The organism is Bradyrhizobium sp. SMVTL-02, from assembly GCF_051853005.1.
In the GTDB taxonomy this organism is placed as follows: Bacteria; Pseudomonadota; Alphaproteobacteria; order Rhizobiales; family Xanthobacteraceae; genus Bradyrhizobium.
Window position 1 is genome coordinate 4,272,257 of record NZ_CP182469.1, and the last position, 22,314, is coordinate 4,294,570.

Annotated in this window: 20 protein-coding genes, 1 tRNA gene and 1 pseudogene; 9 read left to right on the forward strand and 13 right to left on the reverse strand. The window is 62.4% G+C overall.

Annotated features, from left to right (window positions below):
- Positions 1–13: 13 nt before the first annotated feature.
- The 5 genes from ACNJYB_RS20140 to ACNJYB_RS20160 all read right to left on the reverse strand — a co-directional run bounded on the left by ACNJYB_RS20140 (position 14) and on the right by ACNJYB_RS20160 (position 5,852).
- Entirely contained in the window at positions 14–790 is a 777-nt protein-coding gene (locus tag ACNJYB_RS20140) for a TatD family hydrolase (RefSeq protein ID WP_439368026.1), read from the reverse strand.
- Positions 791–802: 12 nt separating this feature from the next.
- Positions 803–2,749, reverse strand: a complete 1,947-nt coding sequence (metG, locus tag ACNJYB_RS20145; RefSeq protein ID WP_439368027.1) for a methionine--tRNA ligase — start codon at positions 2,747–2,749, stop codon at positions 803–805.
- A gap of 108 nt (positions 2,750–2,857) precedes the next feature.
- Entirely contained in the window at positions 2,858–3,904 is a 1,047-nt protein-coding gene (locus ACNJYB_RS20150; RefSeq protein ID WP_439368028.1) for a DNA polymerase III subunit delta', read from the reverse strand.
- Positions 3,901–4,587 (reverse strand): dTMP kinase, encoded by a 687-nt coding sequence (gene tmk, locus ACNJYB_RS20155; protein ID WP_439368029.1) that lies wholly within the window; start codon positions 4,585–4,587, stop codon positions 3,901–3,903. The genes ACNJYB_RS20150 and tmk overlap by 4 nt, the downstream gene beginning before the upstream one ends.
- 2 nt (positions 4,588–4,589) lie before the next feature.
- Positions 4,590–5,852 carry a D-alanyl-D-alanine carboxypeptidase family protein gene (locus tag ACNJYB_RS20160; protein ID WP_439368030.1) on the reverse strand — a complete coding sequence of 421 codons (1,263 nt, stop codon included), beginning with the start codon at positions 5,850–5,852 and terminating at the stop codon, positions 4,590–4,592.
- A 152-nt stretch (positions 5,853–6,004) separates the two neighbouring features.
- Between ACNJYB_RS20160 and ACNJYB_RS20165 the strand changes: the two genes are divergently transcribed.
- Positions 6,005–6,961 carry an alpha/beta fold hydrolase gene (locus ACNJYB_RS20165; protein ID WP_439368031.1) on the forward strand — a complete coding sequence of 319 codons (957 nt, stop codon included), beginning with the start codon at positions 6,005–6,007 and terminating at the stop codon, positions 6,959–6,961.
- A 233-nt stretch (positions 6,962–7,194) separates the two neighbouring features.
- Here the strand turns inward: ACNJYB_RS20165 and ACNJYB_RS20170 are convergent, their stop codons facing one another.
- A complete protein-coding gene (locus ACNJYB_RS20170; protein ID WP_439368032.1) occupies positions 7,195–8,130 on the reverse strand; it encodes a septal ring lytic transglycosylase RlpA family protein in 936 nt (311 codons plus the stop codon).
- Positions 8,131–8,934: 804 nt separating this feature from the next.
- On the opposite strand from ACNJYB_RS20170, the gene ACNJYB_RS20175 reads away from it, so the two are divergent.
- Positions 8,935–9,063 carry a hypothetical protein gene (locus tag ACNJYB_RS20175; protein ID WP_439368033.1) on the forward strand — a complete coding sequence of 43 codons (129 nt, stop codon included), beginning with the start codon at positions 8,935–8,937 and terminating at the stop codon, positions 9,061–9,063.
- Between the two features lie 28 nt (positions 9,064–9,091).
- Here the strand turns inward: ACNJYB_RS20175 and ACNJYB_RS20180 are convergent, their stop codons facing one another.
- Positions 9,092–9,322 carry a hypothetical protein gene (locus tag ACNJYB_RS20180; RefSeq protein ID WP_439375601.1) on the reverse strand — a complete coding sequence of 77 codons (231 nt, stop codon included), beginning with the start codon at positions 9,320–9,322 and terminating at the stop codon, positions 9,092–9,094.
- Positions 9,323–9,538: 216 nt separating this feature from the next.
- Here ACNJYB_RS20180 and ACNJYB_RS20185 point away from each other — a divergent pair, with 216 nt between their 5' ends.
- Positions 9,539–10,117 carry a TIGR00645 family protein gene (locus ACNJYB_RS20185; protein WP_439368035.1) on the forward strand — a complete coding sequence of 193 codons (579 nt, stop codon included), beginning with the start codon at positions 9,539–9,541 and terminating at the stop codon, positions 10,115–10,117.
- Positions 10,118–10,157: 40 nt separating this feature from the next.
- Positions 10,158–10,628 carry a GNAT family N-acetyltransferase gene (locus tag ACNJYB_RS20190; RefSeq protein ID WP_439368036.1) on the forward strand — a complete coding sequence of 157 codons (471 nt, stop codon included), beginning with the start codon at positions 10,158–10,160 and terminating at the stop codon, positions 10,626–10,628.
- A gap of 19 nt (positions 10,629–10,647) precedes the next feature.
- Here ACNJYB_RS20190 and ACNJYB_RS20195 read toward each other — a convergent pair whose 3' ends face one another.
- On the reverse strand, positions 10,648–10,965 hold the full coding sequence (locus ACNJYB_RS20195; RefSeq protein ID WP_439368038.1) for a DUF1476 domain-containing protein: 318 nt from the start codon (positions 10,963–10,965) through the stop codon (positions 10,648–10,650).
- 250 nt (positions 10,966–11,215) lie between these two features.
- Between ACNJYB_RS20195 and ACNJYB_RS20200 the strand changes: the two genes are divergently transcribed.
- On the forward strand, positions 11,216–11,398 hold the full coding sequence (locus tag ACNJYB_RS20200; protein WP_439368040.1) for a hypothetical protein: 183 nt from the start codon (positions 11,216–11,218) through the stop codon (positions 11,396–11,398).
- A gap of 48 nt (positions 11,399–11,446) precedes the next feature.
- Here the strand turns inward: ACNJYB_RS20200 and ACNJYB_RS20205 are convergent, their stop codons facing one another.
- Both ACNJYB_RS20205 and ACNJYB_RS20210 read right to left on the reverse strand, forming a co-directional pair.
- On the reverse strand, positions 11,447–11,638 hold the full coding sequence (locus tag ACNJYB_RS20205) for a hypothetical protein (RefSeq protein ID WP_439368041.1): 192 nt from the start codon (positions 11,636–11,638) through the stop codon (positions 11,447–11,449).
- Positions 11,639–12,612: 974 nt separating this feature from the next.
- On the reverse strand, positions 12,613–13,005 hold the full coding sequence (locus ACNJYB_RS20210) for a hypothetical protein (protein ID WP_439368042.1): 393 nt from the start codon (positions 13,003–13,005) through the stop codon (positions 12,613–12,615).
- Between the two features lie 874 nt (positions 13,006–13,879).
- Between ACNJYB_RS20210 and ACNJYB_RS20215 the strand changes: the two genes are divergently transcribed.
- The 3 genes from ACNJYB_RS20215 to ACNJYB_RS20225 all read left to right on the forward strand — a co-directional run bounded on the left by ACNJYB_RS20215 (position 13,880) and on the right by ACNJYB_RS20225 (position 15,777).
- A tRNA-Ser gene (locus ACNJYB_RS20215) sits at positions 13,880–13,966 on the forward strand.
- A gap of 170 nt (positions 13,967–14,136) precedes the next feature.
- Positions 14,137–14,670 carry a tyrosine-type recombinase/integrase gene (locus ACNJYB_RS20220; protein WP_439368043.1) on the forward strand — a complete coding sequence of 178 codons (534 nt, stop codon included), beginning with the start codon at positions 14,137–14,139 and terminating at the stop codon, positions 14,668–14,670.
- 795 nt (positions 14,671–15,465) lie between these two features.
- The gene (locus ACNJYB_RS20225; protein ID WP_439368044.1) at positions 15,466–15,777 is read left to right on the forward strand and encodes a hypothetical protein; all 312 of its coding nucleotides are present in this window, start codon (positions 15,466–15,468) and stop codon (positions 15,775–15,777) included.
- Positions 15,778–16,810: 1,033 nt separating this feature from the next.
- On the opposite strand, the pseudogene ACNJYB_RS20230 reads toward ACNJYB_RS20225, so the two are convergent.
- Positions 16,811–17,904: pseudogene (locus ACNJYB_RS20230) on the reverse strand (IS3 family transposase); the annotation flags it as partial.
- Between the two features lie 692 nt (positions 17,905–18,596).
- Between ACNJYB_RS20230 and ACNJYB_RS20235 the strand changes: the two are divergent.
- Positions 18,597–19,774 (forward strand): IS3 family transposase gene (locus tag ACNJYB_RS20235; protein WP_439368046.1). Its coding sequence is split into 2 segments (ribosomal slippage): positions 18,597–18,894 and positions 18,894–19,774, totalling 1,179 coding nucleotides; the frame shifts between segments, so codons are not numbered across the junction.
- Positions 19,775–20,300: 526 nt separating this feature from the next.
- On the opposite strand, the gene ACNJYB_RS20240 is transcribed toward ACNJYB_RS20235, so the two are convergent.
- Together ACNJYB_RS20240 and ACNJYB_RS20245 are read right to left on the reverse strand one after the other, a co-directional pair.
- Positions 20,301–21,518, reverse strand: coding sequence for a class I SAM-dependent methyltransferase (locus ACNJYB_RS20240; RefSeq protein WP_439368048.1), 1,218 nt, complete (start codon positions 21,516–21,518; stop codon positions 20,301–20,303).
- 3 nt (positions 21,519–21,521) lie between these two features.
- On the reverse strand, positions 21,522–22,310 hold the full coding sequence (locus tag ACNJYB_RS20245; protein WP_439368049.1) for a DUF1365 domain-containing protein: 789 nt from the start codon (positions 22,308–22,310) through the stop codon (positions 21,522–21,524).
- Positions 22,311–22,314: the final 4 nt, after the last annotated feature.

The following is a 22,314-nucleotide window of genomic DNA, read 5'->3' on the forward strand; positions in this document are numbered from 1 at the left end:
GCGGCTTCCACTCTCAAGCTTTCACCTTGGAGAACAGGCGGAAGAAGTTTTCGCTCGTTTGGCGTGATATCTCATCGAATGACACGCCGCGCGTCTCGGCGAGCACTTTGGCGACCTCGACCACATAGGCCGGCTCGTTGCGCTTGCCCCGGAACTTGCCCGGCGCAAGATAGGGCGAGTCTGTTTCGACCAGAATACGGTCCGGCGGCAGCTCGGCCGCGAGCGCGCGCAGGGCCTCTGACTTCTTGAAAGTCAGGATGCCCGTGAAGCCGATATAGAGCCCGAGCGACACCGCCTTCAGCGCGAGCTCGCGCCCGCCGGTGTAACAATGCAGCACGGCGCGAAACGATCCGCGTGCCGCCTCCTCTTCCAGGATGCGGGCGCAATCCGCGTCGGCCTCGCGGGTGTGGATCACGAGCGGCAGGCCGGTTGAGCGCGCCGCGGCGATATGGGCACGAAAGCCCCTCGCCTGCGCTTCCGGCGAGCCGTTGTCGTAGAAATAGTCGAGCCCGGCCTCGCCGAGCGCGACGACCTTGGGATGCCCGGTGAGCGCGATCAGTTCGTCCGGCGTGATGCCGTCCTCCTCATCCGCATGATGCGGATGGGTGCCGACCGAGCAGTAGACGTCCTCGTAGCGCTCGGCGATGGGCAGAAGCTGGTTCAGCTTACGCACACGCGTCGAGATCGTGACCATGCGGGTGATGCCGGCCGCTCGAGCGCGCGACACGATCCCGTCGAGATCTTCCGTAAAGTCGGGAAAATCCAGATGGCAGTGACTGTCGACCAGCATCGTCGAAACGCCTCAGGCCGCCGGCTCGATGTAGCGCGGGAATGCCGGCGTCGGCGCCGGCAGCGTCGAGCCCGGCGCGATCCGCTTCGCACCGCCGAGCATGGCGAAATTGCGCTCGCCTTCGGGGATACCGAGGCTGTCGAGCAGCTTGCCCGATGCAGTCGGCATCGCCGGCTGGGCCAGGATCGCGATCTGGCGCACCACCTCGGCGGTGACATAGAGCACCGTCTTCTGTCTGGCAGGATCGGTCTTGGCCAGCGCCCACGGCGCCTCGCCCGCGAAATAGCGGTTGGCCTCCGCGACCACGGCCCACACGGCGTTGAGCCACTGATGGATCTGCTGCGTCGCCATCGCCTCACGCGATGCGGCAATCATGCCATCGGCCATCGCCAGGATCGCCTTGTCGTTTTCGCTGAACTCGCCGGGCTCGGGCAGCACGCCGCCGAGCTGTTTGGCGATCATCGACAGCGAGCGCTGCGCGAGATTGCCGAGATCGTTGGCGAGGTCGGCATTGATGCGCGCGACGATGGCCTCGTGGTTGTAGTTGCCGTCCTGCCCGAACGGCACCTCGCGCAGGAAGAAATAGCGCATCTGGTCGACGCCGTACTGCTCGGCGAGGTTGAAGGGGTCCACGACGTTGCCGACCGACTTGGACATTTTCTCGCCCCGGTTGAACAGGAAGCCGTGGGCATAGACCCGCTTCGGCACGGGAATGCCGGCCGAGATCAGGAACGCGGGCCAGTACACCGCGTGGAAACGGATGATGTCCTTGCCGATGATGTGCACGTCGGCCGGCCAGTAGCGCCAGTTGCCGTCGCTCTCGTCGGGAAAGCCGACCCCGGTGATGTAGTTGGTGAGCGCGTCGACCCAGACGTACATCACGTGCTCCTCGTCGCCAGGCACCTTGACGCCCCAGTCGAACGTGGTGCGCGAGATCGAGAGATCGCGCAAGCCACCCCTGACGAAGCTTACCACCTCGTTGCGGCGCGAATCCGGACCGATGAAATCGGGATTGTCCGTGTACAGCTTCAGGAGCTTGTCCTGATAGGCCGACAGGCGAAAGAAGTAGCTCTTCTCCTCCACCCACTCGACCGGCGTGCCCTGCGGCCCGAGGCGCACGCCGTCGTCGTTCAGGCGCGTCTCGTCCTCGGCGTAATACGCCTCATCGCGTACCGAGTACCAGCCGGAATAGATATCGGCATAGACGTCGCCGTTCGCCTCCATGCGGCGCCAGATCTCCTGGGTCGAGCGATGGTGCTGCTCCTCGGTGGTGCGGATGAAGCGGTCGAACGACACGTTCAGACGCTCATCCATCTCCTTGAAGCGGCCGGCATTGCGGGCCGCGAGCGCGGCCGGCGTCAGGCCTTCGTTCTGTGCGGTCTGGACCATCTTCAGACCGTGCTCGTCGGTGCCGGTCAGGAAGAACACGTCCTTGCCGTCGAGCCGCGCAAAGCGCGCCAGCGCGTCGGTTGCGATCGCCTCATAGGCGTGGCCGATATGGGGGCTGCCATTGGGATAGGCGATCGCGGTCGTGATGTAGAAGACGTTGTCGCGCGCGGGCGCAGCAACGGAAGCCGTGGCTTGCGGAGCTGCGGCGGGCTTCGTCGCAGGCGGAGTCTTCGGTGTCGAAGACTTGGGCTTCGATACCTTGGGCTTCGACACCTTGGGGTTCTTAACCTTCGGCGGCGTGGCGACAGGAGCCGGAACGGCGACCACGGCAGTCGCAGCCGGCTTCTTCGCGACCTTCTTCGCGGGAGCCTTGGGCGGCTTTTTGGCAGCGCTGTTCTTCGACGCCTTGTTCTTCGTCACGGCCTTCTTTGCAGCGGCTTTCTTGGCCTTCTTCGCGGTCTTGGACGCACGCGCCTTCACGGCCTTCTTCGCGGCTTTCTTTTCGGCCTTCTTGGCAGCCTTTTTCCTGCTGCTCTTGCCCTTGACGGTTTTCTTAGCTCGCGTTGCCACGACGAATTCCTTTACCGGCTTCTCGAAATTTGGAAACGAACCTGCGTTAGGTCATTGTTTTGAGCATGATCGTTTCGGAAAACGCTCCACACTTTTCCGGATCATGCTCTAGCGCATTGCGTCCGCCAGCCAGCCGAACACCGAGAAAACCAAGGGCTTTCGCTCCAGATTGTAGATTTCGGTGTCGCGCGCGGCGCGGACGATCTTTTCCCATACCTCAGCTAGGCGCGCAAGGCGCGGCAGGTTCTGGTTGGCATTGGCTTCGTCCGCATGCAGACGCTCCGCGATCCAGCGGTCGATGCCATCGATGAAGGCCGCGAGCGCGACGCGGTCGCTGGTGCCAAGCGAATCCCCGAGCATGTGCAGTTCGCGCGGGTCGACCTGCGGCAAACGCGCCAGCAGCGCCGCCGTGCGCTGCTGCAGTTTCAGGGCGTCTCCACCAAGCAACGTCAGGGCGCGCGCGACGCTACCCTCGGAGGCCTCCGCGGCCTCGCGCAGCGCCAGATCGGTCGGCGCAAGGTCGGCGGCTGCAGCTGCTGCACCGATCACCTCGTCCGTCGCGAGCGGCCGCAGGCGCAACTTGCGGCAACGCGACTGGATCGTGGCGAGCACGCGCGCGGGCGCGTGGCTCACCAGCAGGAACAGCGATTGCTGCGGCGGTTCCTCAAGGATCTTCAGAAGCGCGTTGGCCGCATTCGGATTGAGCTCGTCGACGGTGTCGACGATGCAGACCCGCCAGCCTTCAGCAGCCGCCGTCGAGCCGAAGAAGCCGATCGTCTCGCGCGTCTCATCGACGGTGATGACGGTGCGCATCACACCGCGGTCGTTGGCAGTGCGCTCCAGTGTCAGCAGCCCCCCATGCGAGCCGGCCGCGACCTGCCGCGGCACGGCGTCATCGGGATCAATCGCGAGGTTTTCGGCGCTCTGCACGGTCGGCGAAAGCGGCTGGCCGTGCGCCAGCACGAAGCGCGCCATGCGATAGGCGAGCGTCGCCTTGCCGATGCCTTGCGGTCCCCCGATCAGCCAGGCGTGCGGAATCCGGCCGCTGCGATAGGCCGTCAGCAGCGCCGTCTCGGCCTCGCGATGGCCGAACAGAAGGCTCGTCTCGCGCGGATGGGGGATGGCGGTCTCACGCTCGGCCTGACGCGGGCTCATGCTGAGATCACCGAGGCGGTCGTGGGAAGAAGACGCTCGCGCAACGCGGTCCAGACGCGGTCTGCGACCGTATCAGGATCGGAGTTGGCGTCGATCAGCACGCAGCGCGCAGGCTCTTCCGCCGCGATCTTGCGATAGGCTTCGCGCAGACCCTGATGAAAGCTGAGCTGCTCGCTCTCGAACCGGTCGGGCGTGCCAGCGCCGCGGCGCACCGCGGCACGCTGCAAGCCGATCTCGACCGGCAGGTCGAGGATGATGGTGAGATCCGGCTTGAGATCGCCGATGGTGACGCGCTGCATCGCGTTGATCAGACCGATCGGGACGCGGCCGAGGCTGCCCTGATACGCCAGCGTCGAGTCCGCAAAGCGATCACAGAGGACCCACGCGCCCTGGTTCAGAGCGGGCTGGATCACGGTGCGGACATGATCGTCGCGCGCGGCGGCAAACAGCAGCGTCTCGGCCTCGGGCCCGAGCAGCTTGCCCATCCCTGACAGCACCAGGTGACGCATGATCTCGGCGCCCGGCGAGCCCCCCGGCTCGCGAGTGACGAGGATGCGCATCCGTGCCGCCTTGAGGCGGTCGGCGAGCTTCTTGATCTGGGTCGACTTGCCCGTCCCCTCGCCGCCTTCAAAGGTGATGAAGCGTCCGCGTCCGGACGGTCGTTGTACCGCGCTCTCACTCATGATCAGAGCTTCTCGGCGCCCGCGCGGAACATGCCGATCACAAGCTCGCTGGCACCGTCGATCGCGCGCCGCATGGTCGAGCCGGTGCCGATCGCTTCACCTGCATAGACCGGCGTCTCCACCGCGATGTTGCCGCCACGCCAGACCTTGACCACGCCGACCTGCTGACCGGCCTCGACCGGCGCCCGTACCGGACCTTTATAGACGACGCGCGCAATCAGCTTGTCGCTGCCGTTCTTGTGTACCATCACCTTCACGGGCGTCTTGGCGACGAGCTTCACCGAGCGACTTTCACCACCGAAGACTTTTGCGTAGCCGACCGGCTGGTCGGCCGCGATCAGGGTGCGGGTCTCGAAGTTGCGAAAACCCCATTCCAGCATTTTCTTGGCTTCGGTGGCGCGATCCTCGGGGTCTTCCAGCCCGTTGACGACGACGATCAGCCGGGTGCCGTTCTGCACCGCAGACCCGACCATGCCGTAGCCACCTTCCTTGGTGTAGCCGGTCTTGAGGCCGTCAGCGCCTTCCATCGAATTCAGCAGCGGATTGCGGTTGGGCTGACGGATCTTGTTCCAGGTGTACTCCTTCTCGCCGAACAGTTTGTAGAACTCCGGAAAGTCCAGGATGATGTGCCGGGCGAGGATGCCGAGCTCCCGCACTGTCATCTTGTTGCCGGGATCGGGCAGACCGTTGGAATTGGCGAAGGTCGATTTGGTGAGGCCGAGCTCGCGGGCCCGCTTGGTCATGAAGTCGGCGGCGAAGATCCGCTCGTTGCCCGCCATGGCTTCGGCGAGCGCAATGCAGGCGTCATTGCCGCTCTGGATGATCGCGCCATGCAGGAGATCGTCGACCGACACCTTGCTGTTGATGGCGGCGAACATGGTCGAGCCGCCGGAGGGCGCCCCGCCCCTGCGCCAAGCGTTCTCGCTGATCCGGTACTCGTCGGTGAGCTTGATGTCGCCTTTCTTTATGGCGTTGAACACGACTTCCGCCGTCATCAGCTTCATCATGCTGGACGGCGCGCGCAGCTCGTCGGCATTCTTCTCGAACAGCACACTGCCGCTGGACGCCTCGATCAGGATCGCGGTGGGCGCATCGCCGTCGAACCCCGCATCTTCCGTCTTCTTGGCGCCCTGGACGCTCTGGTTGGCCGCATAGAGCGCCCCGCCCCAACCGATCCCCGCCACCAGAATGGCAGCGATCAGCCCGCGCGCCATCCCTCCGGCGGTGAGCCGGCTGCGGCGGAGCGAACAAAGACGAAATGCCATGGCCAACCCCTGAGAGCGGCGTTCTAACAGCTGGATCCGGTGCGAACAACACGAGGCTGGCGCCGGCGGCGGAGTTTGCATGATTCTCGTCACGACCCTATCGTGACACCTTATATTTATCGACCAAACCCCTGAAACAAGGCGGAAAAGCGATGTCCTCCACTCGCACCATCAAGGCCAACGGGATCGATCTGTACATCCGCGAAGCCGGCCAGGGTCCGCTGGTCGTGCTCTGCCACGGCTGGCCGGAACTGTCCTACTCCTGGCGCCACCAGATCCCGGCGCTGGCGGATGCCGGGTTTCACGTCGTCGCTCCCGACATGCGCGGCTATGGCCAGAGCGTGGCGCCGGCCGAGGTGAACGCCTACTCGATCTTCGACACCGTCGGTGACGTCGTTGGTCTCGTCCAGGCGGTCGGCGAAACCAAGGCCATGGTGGTTGGCCACGATTGGGGTGCGCCGGTGGCCTGGCATGCGGCGCTGTTTCGGCCCGACATCTTCACGGCGGTGGCGGGCCTGAGCGTGCCGCCGCCATTCCGCGGCCGCGGCAGGCCGCTCGACCTGCTGCGCGAGGGCGGCGTGACCAACTTCTACTGGCAGTATTTCCAGGCGCCGGGCGTCGCGGAGGCGGAGCTCGAGCGAGACGTCGCCCGCACCATGCGCATCGTGCTCGGCGGACGTGGCCTCGCCGATCCCACCGCCGCCATGTTCGTGCAGGAGGGCAAGGGCTTTCTCGGCCACGCGACCGCTGCAGAACCGCTGCCCGCCTGGCTCAGCGAGGCCGACCTCGCCTATTTCACCGACGCCTTCCGCAAGTCGGGCTTCCGCGGCGGGCTGAACTGGTATCGCAACCTCGACCGCAACTGGGAGCTGACGGCGCCTTGGCAGGATGCACAGATCCACCAGCCATCCCTCTTCATTGCCGGTTCGAAAGACGCCGTCATCACCGGGCTGATCGGAGCCAAGCGCGTCAAGGAACTCGAGCGCGTGCTGCCCAATCTAACGCAGAAGCTGATCATCGAGGGCGCTGGCCATTGGGTGCAGCAGGAGCGGCCCGAGGAAGTCAATGCGGCGCTGGCGGACTTCCTGCGTGGGGCGGCGACGCGCTAAAGCAGGACGAGATTTGGATCACTCGTCATCACGTTTGGGTTTGCGCATGATCTTGCGGAGAACCCCGTCGCACTTTCCCGGATCATGCATTAGGCAGCGAGATCCTTCCGCATCGCGACGTGTGCGGCGCCCACCGGACCGGGATCGGCAAATCCTTGCCGGCGGTAAAACCGCGGCCGGCCTGGTTGCCTGCCAGCGCCGTCAGCGTCAGCGCCGAGACGCCCCTTCCGGGTTCAGTAAAGACCGCGCCCGCTGAGGATGCTGCGGGCTTCGGCGGCGCCGTCCGAGGCATAGGCGGCAGACGGAGCGCTCTCGGTGCTATAGCGACCGCCATCGTCATAGGACACGGCGCGCGCGTTCTGGAGCGCCCGGCCCCGGCTGCGGCTCGAAGCCGACATCTCCGAGGTCGCATTGAGCGAGGCCATGTCGGCGGCGGTGTTGCCGAGATTGTAGGGCCGCCCCTCCGGCATCGGAACCTCGCCGCGAATGGCGCCGCGGGTCGATGAAGGCAGCTCCGGCACGAAGGGCTTCGCCGCAGCGACCCGGACCATCGAGGGCGACGGCGCCGGGATGCCGGTGCGCAGTGTCGCCATCAGCTGACGGTCGTCGGAGCCCTCGAGCGGCGCCCGGCCGACGTATTCGACGCGCACCCTGGCGACGCCGTTTCCTTTGAATTCAAGTAGTTCGGCGGCCTTGTTCGAGACGTCGATGAGCCGGTTGCCGTGATAGGGCCCGCGGTCATTGACGCGGACGATCAGCGACTTGCCGTTCGACACGTTGGTCACCCGCGCATAGGACGGCATCGGCAGGGTCGGATGCGCCGCGGTCAGTGAGCCCATATCGAACACTTCGCCATTGGCAGTCAGACGGCCGTGGAAGTCATCGCCATACCAGGACGCCAGGCCCTCGGCGCGATAGTTGACGTCCTCCTCCGGCACGTAGGTCCTGCCGGCCACCACATAGGGCTTGCCGACGCGGTAGGTGCCGCCGCCCTTCGGGACCGGATCACCCCAGGCCACGACCCGGGGACTCGAGGACACGCCGTATTTCGGATCGACGCGGCTGGCGAATTTGTTGGACGACGCGCAATTGGCGAGCGCGAGGCAGGTCGCGGCCGCCGCAATCCCGCGCGCGGCCCGCAAAACCGAATCTGACCGTCGGATCCCCATTCGCCCCAAATACCATTCTGCCGGAGGCGTACCCAGCCCGCTTGGGTGACGGGCACGCGCTGTCCGGTCCTTTGCTCCGAGGCGGCCCACCACCGCATCGGATGCGGTAACGATAACGCAACCCGAACACGGCGGAAATGGGGAGCCCGCGGCGATCACGCCGGGATGGTAAACACGCCGTTCGTTTGTCCCCGTTGATCTACGGAGCGCAGGCCCCCTGCTCTGTGCCACTCCCGGACATTCTGTTGCGCCAAATCCTCACCCCACCCCCATTGTCACGCCGCTCACTGGAATTCTTTTGACTGTGCAAGGCCGCACGCGTTCTCTCGCATGCAACGGCGGGATCTGGAATTTAACGATGATCGAGACGGTTTCGGCACTGATGGGTCTGGTTAGCGCGGGGATTTTCCTGGCCCATGCGTTCGAAGGTTACCGGACGAGGGCCTGAAGGCACTCGCACGGACGGCAAGCATCACCTCTTTCAGGGCGGCACGTTCGGACGGTTTTGATCGATCCGAGCGGGCATCGAAGACGAGAGCGACAGGTGTCCCATGCGCAATCATGACCTCGTATCCGATGGCTTCCTGGTATTGACCGCAGGCGGTCTGGTGCTGTTGTGCTCGAGCCTGGTGGCACTGGCCTTCGCCTGAGCATCACCACGCCTTTCCTGACCTCTGGCACAGCTACACCGCGACGCAGCGTGCCATCCGTTCTGGATTGCCCTGCTCTCTTTTAGTTGATTGAATTTCTGCGTTTGGCGCCTCGACCTATTTCAAGAGGCCATCACCAACGAAGGTGACGCAAATGCTTGCTGAGAAATTTTTTCTGGTTCTGGAATCGCTGATCCGCGGCGATCGCACCTATCCCGATGGAAGCCCTCGTACCATCAGCACCTCCCCCCACGTGCCGGTGAAGCTGCCGGGTCAGAAATAACCGGCGCTCTGGAGCGCCAGTCACTTGCTCAGCGCAGGCCGAGCAGCGACCGGCGATAGAGGCCCTCGCGGGCTTCGCTGAGGCAGACGAAGCTGCCATCAAAACCCTGGCCGTAGCGCTTCTGGCCCCTGGCGTAGTAGACGCCCTTCCTGAAATCCAGCCAGACCACCTGGTCATGCGGACAATGGCGCTGGGCCTGCGCCTCGTAGCGAAACGGCGTCAGCGGCGTCGCCGACACCCCGCGGGCACCGAGCATCATGGCCACAACAAGCGCGATTCTCCCAAGCACGCCGCCAAAGCTGTTCGGCACGTCACTCCTCCTTGATTCTGGCCGTCGCCCGACGGCCGCGTCCACGCTAGCATGAAACGGCGCGATCGCCGCCAAGCCTTGCCAAGCGCACGCACGTCTTCCGCCGGCCATCTTGTCGGGGTACAGAAAAGCGAAATCGTCTCTGCTCGCGAGGATGCTGCCTGAATGTCGGTTGAGCCTGAGCCAAGGACCGGACCCCGCCTGACCTCGCCGCGGCTCGGCGTGCTGCCGATGATCATCTTCGGCTCGCGCTGGCTGCAGCTGCCGCTCTATCTCGGGCTGATCGTGGCGCAATGCGTGTACATCGCGCTGTTCCTGAAGGAGCTCTGGCATCTCTCCTGGCACGCCCTCGATCTCACCGAACAGCAGATCATGATGAGCGTGCTGGCGCTGATCGACGTCGTGATGATCTCCAACCTGCTGGTGATGGTCATCGTCGGCGGCTACGAGACGTTCGTCTCGCGGCTCGACCTCCAGGGCCACCCGGACGAGCCGGAATGGCTCGGCCACGTCAATGCGAGCGTGCTGAAGATCAAGCTCGCCATGGCCATCATCGGCATCTCCTCGATCGCGCTGCTGCGCACCTTCATCGAGGCCGGCAATCTCGGCTCGAGCCGCGCCGGCTTCACCGAGACCGGCGTGATGTGGCAGGTGCTGATCCACATCACCTTCATCGTCTCGGCGCTCGGAATTGCCTATGTCGACAAGCTCAGCGATTCCGGAATGCGCGGACACGCCGAGTGAGGCGTTCGATTGGCGATGCACGGTCTGATCCGGAGTCCCCATGCCCGCTGACGATATCTGCTTCAGGCCCGCCCGCCTGGACGACGCGGAGACCGTGTTTGAGATCACCAAGGCCTCGATCGCGGGTCTTTCGCGCGGATGCTATTCACCGGCGCAGGTCGAGAACTGGATGGGGGACCGGACGCCCCGGTTCTACGAAGAGCTCATCGCCAAGGGGCGAATGAGCGTCTGTGTTCGCAACGACGTCGTCATCGGCTTCGTCGATGCCGAGCCCGGCGAGGTCACCCGATTGTTCGTGCTGCCCGCGGCGGCGGGCTCCGGCGTGGGGCAGCGGCTGCTCGACATCGGCGTGGCCCAGGCGCGGCTCGGCCACAGCGGGCCGATCCGCCTCGAAGCCACGATCAACGCCGAATCCTTCTACCGACGTTACGGTTTCAGAAGCATGGGTCGGGGACAGTTCTCTCACGGCCTCGGCGGCGAGCCTATCGAGATCATCCACATGGCGCTGTGAGCGCCATGCCGCGCGGCGCTCACTCCTTTGCTTCGAGTTGCTTCATGGCCTGATGCAGGCATTCCTGGAGCTTCTCGGCGACCTGCTCGCGCGCCACCCCCTTGCCGGCAAGATCGCCCGACACCTTGTCCAGGACCTCGTCGAGCGCCCGGCTCTCCAGATGGTCCGTCACCAGCGCCGCCGCGTAGTTGGCTGCGGCATCGCCGCTAAGGCCGAGTTGGCTGGCGGCCCACAGTCCAAGCAGCTTGTTGGACCGGGCCGTCACCTTGAACATGAGCTCCTCGTCGTGGGCGAATTTGGCCTCGAAGCCCTGCTCGCGCTTGTCGAACGTGGTCATGGTCGGCTCCATTGCGTTGTCACTGAAGGGGATCGGATTGCCGGAAGCGAACGTCTCCGTATTTCGCGTGACTTGAGGATCATTTGAAGCTTCCGGCGGAACGCAAACGCCGTCAAGCCTGCCGCATGCAACAGGCGCGTGTGTTCAGCGCCGCCGCCAGCTCCGTGTCAGCCAGATCAGCTACTGGAGGATGTTAAGCACTTATTAAGTAGACTCAGCCCGCATCGCCGGGGGCATCGAGATCTGACGCATGAACAGAGAACTGCGCGAGTTTCGGCGGCTTGAACGCCTCTGCCTGGAGCAGGCCGCCCTTTCCACCATAGACCTGGCACGAAGCGGGTTGCTCAAGGTCGCGAACGATTGCCGGATTGCGTCCGAAGCCACCCGTGCATTCGCTGGCCCTGAACGAGAAGGGCTCTCCAAGCGGCACTAGGCGTCGGCGACCGACCCGGGCGATATCGGCGGGCTGCGACCGGTGCGTTCAGCCCTTCGCGGCGGCAGCTTCACGTGCGAGCCGCTCGGCCTTCAGCCGTTCCTTGTTGGCGTAAAACGCCTTCTGCGCCGCTTCGTGGTCGCGCATGGCCTTGTCGGCCTCGATCCGGCGAGCCGCATCGCGCGCCTGGCGCTGTTCGGGGGTCAGGGGTTTGCGTCGGAAGGAAAGGTCTTCAGTCATGGCGAGACAACGCGGAGGTGAGGAATGAGTTCCGCGTGCCGCATCCCGCGTGTGGCAGCGCAAGCCGAAATGCCTGCCTTTTCAAGGTTTTCTGGGCAGAATCTCGCGCCCACACCGGCCGGCCGCCGAAAGCGGAATCGCCAGCGAGGCAAGGCCGTGGCGAGGAACTGCCAGACGAGATCCGATAACGGTCCGGTGAAGGAAACAACTTGCCTCCCGGCTCGAAGCATCCCGGAAACAGAACGCCCCTAGTTTTCACCGCAGGAGTTTGAGGGGAGACCGACGATGATTGCTCTTAAGGTGATTGTTCTTACGCTCGGTGCTGGAATTGCTTTGTGGATGTACTCAGGCGAACTCGGCGCCGATGTCGTGCTTGCCATCCTGGCCTGCCTCGCATGATGAGAAAGAACCTTTGGTAAGGCCCGGGGATTTTTCGGCGAGGTGATTCGGGATCGCCGCGCCGGCCCGACTCTCCTCTCGATGTTCGCGAAACCATCAGTGATCGGCGACCTGCGCCGCAACCGGACTGACGTGCTCCGCAGTCACAAACGATCCCATCATAAAACGGCCCCGCTCTCTCCGGGCAGAGAAAGCGAGGCCGTGCATTCCCGATATGCGGCCGATAGGGGCTTGCAATGGACACCGGCCGCACAGTGGAGCTTACATGATTCCCGACCGGAAACTGCCAGTTTTTCCCGATCACCGGCTCATCAGGAACCTTGCCAGCGCACTCGAATTCACACGCGATGAAGCGTATGGTTTTCGGGCTTGCGGCGCTTTGCGGCACGCTGCTTTTGGCGCTGGTCTGGCTGGGCCAGCACGAACGCGAGGCAGCCATTGAGCGACTGGAGAGGTACGAGTTCTCGCCTCGCTGACACGCAAACAGCGCCCCTTGGTGTCGGAGCACTGTGACGGCAGTGACGGTCGATGCGGTATGGCAGGAGCCACGCACCGCTAACGCACGAAGCGTCGTTCTATGGTCTTCCCCTTTTTTGCCCCGGATTGTTGATGGCGGCGTGCGCGGAAGCCAAGGCGTCGACACGCGAACTGAGCGCCCCCAGCTGATCGGACAACAGCTTCCGCTCGCCGCCTTGCGATGCCACTCTGCGTTGCAGATCCGCGACCTCGTCGGCGAGCTTCTGCTGGCTCGCTTGATTGTCCCTCACCGTGTCCTCAAGGCGGCCAAGAGTCTGCCGTGCCCGAGCCACGTCATTGGCGGGTTGAGACATCCCCTGGGCAACTGATGCAGCTTGCAGCGCATTGATCTTTCGATCGAGCGAAAAGTAAACGCCGCCGGCCAGGACAACAGCCATCACGACGACAAGCCACGGCAAGTACGATCGACTTGTACCCGCTTCCTCAGACATCCGCCGTTCCCTTGAATTGCCACGCCGACCAACACACGAGATCCAACTTGGTTGCGCCGGCCGTGTTGCTGACCTGCCCCTCTGCCCGCGGAATCTCCCGCATTGGTGCGCTCAGCCACAGGGCCATGTGCCCTCCGGTGGCAGATCACCGACAGATCGACAAATTGTGGCGCACCTGGGTTGCCGCTGTGATCGACCCGTTCGCCACCGCACGTCCGCCAACGAGATCGAGCGCGCTTCCTCCGCCCGGCTGCCGCACCCGCGGTGCGTGAGGTCGTGCCGGATTTCGCGAGCGACAGGCGCCCGCAGTCCGCGAGGTCGCGCGCACATTGGCGTCCAGGACTGAACCACCCTGTACCTAAGGGCAGGTTCGCTTGCAGGTTGATATTTGATAATGCGGGAACTTTCGGCAATTAGGTGCATTGCCTTTGCTGCTGATGTCGTCATCTCTCCGGTCTGAGGAACTGCCGGTGAACCGGGAATTAAAGGAATTCCTCAGGCTCGAACGCACTTGCAGAGAGCACGCGGCCATTGCTTCCTTCGAGCTCGAGCGCGAGGGCCTCCTCAAGGTGGCAGAGTATTATCGGAAAGCTATCGAAGCCCTGGAACGCCGCCCCACCGCCGACAGCCCCCGTAAATTTCCCCTGCCAACGCGGCGCGGCCGCCCCTTGTGAATAAGCGGAAGGCGCGCCCAAATCGGCGACCAGGCGCAAGCCCAACAAGGACGCCGAGGCGCCCCATTGCCCGGTTTCACCGCGCTTGCGGTGGGCTTTCTCAGGCCGTAAGAGACGTCTATCCGTAACATGTCCAGAATCGCGGACTGTTCGCATCGTGCTCGACGGGATCAGCCCTGAATGGTTGAAACTATTGCACTGGAAGGGTGGCCGAGCGGTTTAAGGCACCGGTCTTGAAAACCGGCGTGCCCGCAAGGGTACCGTGGGTTCGAATCCCACCCCTTCCGCTCCCTGCTAGTCCTAATCCGTCCTAATCCGTCTTTCCGTGTCGAACATGTACTTGATCTAAAAGCGCTTTTCGAACATTTCTGTTCGATGACGTCCGACGCTGCAAGACCATAGCCACGCTATGGCCGTGGGTTGGGATGTGGGTTTAGGGGGACACCCGGAGTGGTAGATGCACCAAATCCTGAAAGCGAAAGAGGTCAAAAACGCAAAACCGGGCGACCGTCTGTCTGACGGCGACGGACTTCGCCTGGACCTCGACAAGAACGGGAAGGCAAGCTGGATCTTCCGTTTCAAGTCACCCAAAACCAGCAAGGAAAGGCTCATGGGGCTCGGTCCTCTGAGGGACGTGAGCTTGGCACAGGCGCGCGAAGGCGCCAGCGCCGCTCGGGCTCTGGTCCGAAACAACAAAGATCCGATCGAACATCGCAAGGAGGATCGAGCCAAGGCGAAGGCAGAAGCAGCGGGAACGATCACCTTCGAGGCTTACGCCAAGCGGTACATCAGCGGCAAGGAGACCGCTTGGAAAAACGAAAAGCACCGGCAGCAATGGTCAAACAGCCTCGGTGATTATGCTTATCCGACTATCGGTCACATTGCTGTTCCAGCCCTCGATACCGAGCTGGTCCTGAGGGTTCTAAGCCCGATCTGGAACATCAAGAAAGAAACCGCACGTCGCGTCCGCGAAACGGCGCTCGCGGCGTAACTGGAATTTCCGCATTGTTGAACCAAAGGATCCGCGGCAAGCGCCGCCCCGTTGAGAAGCCGATGCCGGCGCCGCTCGAGAAGTCGCTTGGAATCGACCAGTTCAGGAAAACACCGTGAATCTGCAACAGCTCAAAGCAGAGCGCGCCGCGGCCGGCGCAGCCTACCTCGAACCGCTCGCCTTTTCGCGAGGCGTGGGCTCGTCTGGCTGCGATTGATCGCACCTTGGCAAACCAAGACGTCGCGCAGGGTGAGGCGATCCGGTCCTGGCGCGCTTCGCTTCGCGCAAAGGACCCAACGATGGACTGCGGGCACTCCAGCACAGCCCGTCCATGCACAGTAAGCGCCGAACCAGCTAGGCTTATCGCGGGCGTGTTGGTGGTGATAGCTCACTGACGGTTGGCCGAGATCAGCAATTTTTTGGCGCGCCCTCGCAAGAAAGCCGCGCGCTGACCGCTTACCGTGCCTCCATGAGACGGCCTCGTACCGGTAGCAGCTGTAGCCGCGCTCGCGCTTATCGCGTGGGGCTGGCAAGCGATGCCAAAAGCGTCCTCCTTAGCCGTGCTAGGGTACCCCGATAACGCGTGTCGCTGCCAAGGGTGCGGCTGTAAGGGCGGATCGGGTTGGCGCTCAACATGGGGCCAATGCGTATCTCGCGCTAATGTGACCAAAATCTGCGGCTCGCCACCGGGCACGAAATGCACTTATGAGGGCGCGCAACAGGTGTGCCCCCGACCAGGCCATTGATCTGACAGCCAAGCTCACTGGAACCCAGTCGGGAAAAGTGGCAAGTTGCTTGGCTTTCTTTTTGAATGAGAGAGCATTGCTGGAGGCCTCGGCGCACCCCGCTACATCGCCGGTAGCTGAAAGCATTGCTGGGGGCCAGGAAATGATGCCAATCTTAGTCGCGTTCGGCCTAGCGATGCTCACCATCGGTTCTTATCAGGCGTTCTCCATGTTCCGAGATGGCTCATTTCGAGCTCGCGGCAACCGCCTGATCAGGCGCGCAGCGCATCCCCTAACATGGTGGATGAACTTCACTGGCTTGCTGCTCTTTAATTGCATCGGATTGGCATTGATTTGTTGGGCGTTGCTCCCCGATTCGTAAAATGCAGGTGAACGCTTATGTTCCGTCCCATGCTGCATGGCGTACGAGGCTCTGCCTGGCTACAGTCGGCAAGCAGGTCCCCGACCGGACACGCCTCGCCGTCCCGACAGGAAAGGCGGCCCGCCTCATAGTCGGGTCCCAACGAAGGCGACCGATGGATTTCATCGAAGTCTCCACCGCAATGCGACGACCCGGCACACTGCCCCCGCCGAAACGTGTGCCGGGCCTAGCCAGTCCGCCCGCTGGTCGAATCTGACCGGCTAGCGACGATCTTGGGGCGTAATTGCGACTTTGAAAATTGCTCGACTGCAACACTCGATAGCTTTTTGCGAGAAGCAGCCGCTGCGGAATTGTGCCATGCATCGGCCGCCAGCAGGCCAGAATCGCAACTGCAATTAAGCGCGTCTAGGATGCGGTCGGTTTCCGCGCTGGTTCGATCGAAGTCCGAGACTCCCGCTCCATCGCTAAATCAGCCCCCAGCCCCAGCGATGGAGCGGGGCAGGATTCGGAAATCGTCACAACACAGGAACTCTCGGCTCGGTTTGCTCCGCCGTCCCGGGACTGCACCAGATCAGCGAGTCTGGCTTTCGCTCGATCTATTCTGCGAAGCATTTCTGCCTGCCGCATGCAGAAGGCGGTTATGGTGAGGTCACGCCGCGCGGCCTGGACCTCGTGCAACGCATGATCGATGGACGCCGTAACATTGCAATCAATCACTGAATGCCCCTCGCTAGAGGAAAAGTGTGGGGCGGTTTTCCGAAAAGATCATGCTCAAACAATGACCCAAAGCGCGGTGGTGATTCAATCTAATTGAAGTGGACCCCATGCTGAGGACCACTGGGTCCGGTTTTTTAAGTGGAGCTGCTGCCGTTCGTTCTTCCCAGTAACTTTACGCTACTCTTGCCTGCTGCTGTTGTGGCTGTGGGGATGTGGGTAACGCGTAGCGTTGTCCAAGCTTCTCGCTTGCGAGAAGCGTCATATCCACAGCCTGTTCGCCGAATGCGCCGGTGGCACCGGCCCGCCAGACCGCCATCGGCGCGCGGTTTTCCAGCGCCTGATGAGGGCGCTGGAAATTGTAAAATTCGATCCATCGGGCGATTCCGGCTTTGGCCTTGTGGCCATCCGAATAACCCTTGAGATAGATGTCCTCGTATTTGAGCGAGCGCCACAGCCGCTCGATGAACACGTTGTCCATCCAGCGCCCACGACCGTCCATCGAGATCCTGACGCCGGTGGCGGCCAGCGTGCCGGTGAAGGCGGCGCTGGTGAACTGGCTACCCTGGTCGGTATTGAAGATCTCAGGCGGGCCGAAGCGCGCCAAGGCCTCTTCGAGCGCAGACACGCAGAACGATGTGTCCATCGTGTTCGACAGGCGCCAGGCCAGCACCGCACGGCTCGCCCAATCGATGATCGCCACCAGATATAGAAAGCCCTGGCCGATCGGCACATAGGTGATGTCGGCAGCCCACACTTGATTCGGTCGGTCGATCACCATATGGCGCAGGAGATACGGGAAGATCTTGTGTCCCGGCGCCGGCTTTGTGGTTCTGGGCTTTGGTCCCAGCGCCGCGATGCCCATCTTGCGCATCAACCGCTGCACGCGCTTGCGATTGATGCGACAGCCTTCGCCATTGAGGATCGCCGTCATCCGCCGCGAGCCCAGGAACGGCCAGGCCGTGAACAGCTCGTCGATCCGCCGCATCAGCTCAAGGTCGTTGTCATTGGCCGGCAGCGGCGACCGATACACGCTCGATCGCGCAACGCTCAGCAATTGGCATTGCCGGCGGATCGATAGACTCGCATGATCGCGCTGAAGCAATCCTCGGCGATCCGGCGCGCTCATCTTCCGGACCTCCTGGCTAAGAAATCCCGCTCAACCGTCAACTGTCCGATCTTGGCGTGGAGCTTCTCGACCTCCAGTTCGTGGGCTGCCTCGCCATCCCGACCAGCGCCCGCGTCGAACGCCCGAACCGCTTGATCCTGAAGCTGTTTCTTCCAGGCATAAATCTGATTCACATGCACCTGGTAGCGCTGTGCCAGATCCGTCACCGTTGATTGTTCTCGCAGCGCCTCCAAGGCGATCTTTGCCTTCAGCGCCGCATCGATTGTCCGTCTCGTCTTCTTCATGGTCCGCTCCGTTTATCAAAACGGAACGGCATCCGCACCACCTAAGCCGCCGGTCCAAAATCCGGGGTCCACCTCAAATCTCATCGCGCTGGACCTGGCGCATCCGGTTATGCCCCCGGCCACCAGACGCCGTCCAATGGACTAGCGCTGCGCTGAGGGCCCGGCATCCTTCTCTAGCTGATGCGATCCTTGTTCGGGACCGGGAGCTGCTTCACAATCCTGTGGCGAAGCTCCATCTTCCGGTGAAGAGGTTCGGATCAAGTGAACCCCACGCCTCTTCAGGGCAATCACGGCAAATCCCCACGCAAGGATCCAGCAAATGGACCACAGCAGAAAACCGTAACCCTTTCCGGCCACCAAGCCAGCTACAAACGAACACGCGTATGAGAAGAATGGCCATTTGCGGGGCCCTCCCACGGAGAGAACCGCTCCAAGCGAGACCAGAAACGGGGCGAAAGAGACGGCTATGACCCCAATCGTTTCGAGCGTGTCCATGGTGTGAGGCCACCCTACCAAGGAGTTTTCCTCAGCATAGTATTGAGCGGGACATGAACGAAGCTGGATCGATAGTTAACCTTGATAGGCGCAATGCAATCTATCTCAGTGCCTTTGAGCCAAGCCGGTACATACAAGTGAACCTCCTCCGAATTGATGGACACCCGTAGTAGGCTCGAAGAGCCAGGAGGTGTCGGATGGAAGGACGTCAACGTCGCTCGTTTACCGATGACTACAAGCGGCAAGCGGTTGATCTCGTAGCGTCTAGCGGTCGCTCGATCGGCTCGGTTGCCAAGGAACTTGGCTTGCGTGATTCCGTGCTACGGCGGTGGGTGGAGCAGCGAGGGGCCCGGCTGGAGCCGACGGCGGCGGCGCGGCGCCCCGCAACGCAGGCGACGCTGCCGTCGGCGGACCACGCGGCGGAGATCGCTCGTCTGCAGCGCGAGAACGACCGGCTGCGCATGGAGCGCGATATTTTAAAAAAGTCCATTGCGATCTTTGCTGGAGTTCAGAAATGAGATTTCGCTTCATCGAAGATCGCCGCGCCGACTATCCAGTGACGATCATGTGCGACGTGCTTGGCGTCTCGCCTGCTGGATATTACGCCTGGCGAGCGCGCCCTGAGAGCCAGCAGGCCATTGCCAACCGTGAGCTCGTCGACGACATCAAGCGGGTTCATCGCGACACAAACGGCCGCTACGGCAGCCCGCGCATCCATGCCGAGCTGAGAGCCCAAGGCCGTGGAGCGAGCCGTGGTCGCATCGAGCGGTTGATGCGTCGTCACGGTATCAGAGCCATCATGGCGAGGCCGCGACGGGTGCGCACCACCGACAGCCGTCACGATTTCCCGATCGCGGCGAACTTGCTCGAGCGCAACTTCGTCGCCGCCGCGCCGAACCGCATCTGGCTCGCCGACATCACCTATGTCCAGACTGATCAGGGCTGGCTCTATCTGGCCACGGTCATGGACCTCTACAGCCGCAAGATCGTCGGCTGGGCGATGGCGGATCATTTGCGCGCCGAGCTGCCTCTGGCGGCGTTGCGGATGGCAATCGCGGCGCAGCGGCCAAATGCCGGCCTGATCCACCATTCCGATCGCGGCGTTCAATATGCCTCGGCGGATTATCGCAAGCTGATGCAAGCCACCGGCCTCAGAGCCTCGATGAGCCGCAAGGGCGACTGCTATGACAATGCCCCGATGGAGAGCTTCTTTCACACGCTCAAGACGGAGCTCGTTCACCACCGGCACTATGAAACGCGGGCAGAAGCCACACGGGATCTCTTTGCCTATATCGAGGGCTTCTACAATCGAGTTCGCCGTCACTCCGCCATCGGCTTTATCAGCCCGATCGAGATGGAGCTAAAAGCAGCTTAACCCTGTCCATTTTTTCGGTGGAGGATCACAAGCTGAAGTAAACGCACGGCGGGCGAATGCCGCCGTTTGAACGGCGGCATTCTGTTGGTTGCAACATGACACACGAGCCTATCGCACAACGCTCGCTGACCTCGCGGCGCGAATTGCGGCAGTCCAGTCGACGTACCTGCGCGGCTTCGCCCTCTGGCGAAGGAAAGACATGTACTCGGTTATTCCGGAGCGAGTCCGCTACGGTCGAACCAAACCGCGACGATCCTTGTTGTGCACATAGGTTCTTTCGACGCTCACGACAGCGCGCTATTCCCGCGAGCGTAAGCAGGTCTCAGCACAAATCCAAGTCGTCGGATCTGCTTACCGCGATGAGCTGGAAACTGCGCTTCAGAGAAGAGCGAGAAGTGCTGCGCCAGAAGCGCAAACAAATTCAACCTATCTCTCCTTCGAGTGATGATCCGCCAGCGCTAAAGACTGCCCTGCAAAGTGAACCAAGACTATCGCCAAGAACAGCTATCAACCCGCCCATGAGGTTCTAACCTCGACGCGCAAAGACCACTTGGCGGACGTCGATCTTTCCGGCCTTAAACCCCGCCTCACAGTAAGCCAAATAATATTCCCAAAGTCGCCGGAATTGCTCGTCAAACCCAAGCGAGGTCAGGTCAGCCCACGCCTGACCGAAATTTGCTCGCCAGATTGCGATAGTCTTTGCATAATCTTGTCCAAAGACGCGCTCACGCATCATGGGAATCTCGAAACGCTCGCCGAGCGAGCGCAGGATAGCGGCCGAAGGCAGCATGCCGCCGGGAAAAATGTACCGCTGTATGAAGTCCACTCGGCGCCGGTAGCTGTCGAAGAGTTCGTCCTGGACGGTGATGGTCTGGATACCCGCCAGCCCGCCCGGCTTGAGCCTTTGATGCAGCTGATCAAAGTATGCGGGCCAGAACTGCTCGCCAACGGCTTCGAACATTTCAATCGAGGCAATGCGATCGAATTGACCTGTTTGATCGCGATAATCCTGCAGCCGGACTTCGACCATTTCGGCGAGCCCGGCTTCGTGAATCCGCCGGCGCGCGAATTCGTGCTGCTCTTTGCTGATGGTAAGTGCCAATATGCTGACGCCGCACGTTTTCGCGGCAAATTCGGCGAAGCCTCCCCAACCGCATCCGATCTCGAGGACGGTCTGGCCCTGCTGCAAATCGATGTCCTTCGCTAGTTGCTCGTATTTGTTCCGTTGCGCAGCGGCAAGGTCGGCGGTCCCGGATGAGAACAGAGCCGACGAGTAGGTCATGCTTCGATCCAGCCATGCCGCGAAGAACTCATTGCCGAGATCATAATGCGCATGGATATTTTGCCGTGACCCTCCTCGCGTGTTGCGGCGTAGCCCGTGAAGCATCCGGCGGCAGAGCCGGATCAGCATGTTCCCGGTAAAGGCGCTGTCGACGAGGTCGTCGTTGAGACAGAACACGTAGAGAAGCTGCGTGAGATCGGGCGTCGTCCAGTCGCCCCTGACATAGGCTTCAGCCATGCCGATGTCGCCGCCCATGATCAGACTGCGGGCGAACCTATAATTGTTGAGCTGAATCGTGGCCGACGGGCCTGATTCCACCCCTCGCAAGACCGTGGTCCTGTGGTCCGGAAGGCGCACGTGCACGCTGCCGAACCTGAGTCGCGATGCAAGCCGCAGCGCGAGCCGGGCGAGGAACGGCACATCGTCGAATCGCGCGGTCTGGTGATCGGCTATGACGTCCATGATCTAAATTCCGCCCTGTTTCATCCGGGCCACATAGGGAACGCCTTTGATCCAAAGCCGTAGCGCCTCCCAATGGATGGCGGTCATCACCTTAAGGGTGACAAAGGGCAGACTAAAGAATGCCGCAACAAGTCGAGGGCCGGTCAGCCGGCGCCGTCGTCCGACAAAGGCGGCCGCAAACATCGCACCCTGTTCGTTCCTCTGCTGGATTCTGACCCGCACATGACGCGCCGGCGGAGAGATGCTGAAGCGGTAATGCGTCCTCATCTCCATGAAAGGCGAGACGTAGAACTCCTTAGCCTGGGTTTGCCGGATCACCCGCTCACGGGCCGCCTCTAGCACCGGCAGGACGTAGGAATGCATCTCTCCGAAGGTGTTTCGCACCTCATAGATCAACAGCACGAGCTCGCCGGAGGCGCTATAGCAGAAGTAAATCGAGAGGGGGTTGAACACGTAGCCCAGGAGCCGCGGATAACACAGAAGAAGAACCCGGCCACCCGACAGGTCGATGCCGCGCTCGACCGCCAATTTCCGCGCGTATTGGCCCAGTTTTGCCCCCGCACGGTTTCCATGGTCGCGCTCGTGGAAGCTGAAGATTGCTGCTCGATTGACTCCGAACAAGCGCGACTGTCGATCTGCATCGTCTAGTCGGTCCAAGTCGATGAGAAGGCTCATCACCTCGTATGAGAATCTGTGCTGCACCGGCCGCCATCGCGCATGCATCACCTTTCCCCGATAGAGCACGACCGGCGCGACCGGCTCATTCCCTCTGGGCAGCCTCGATCCGAACATCGCA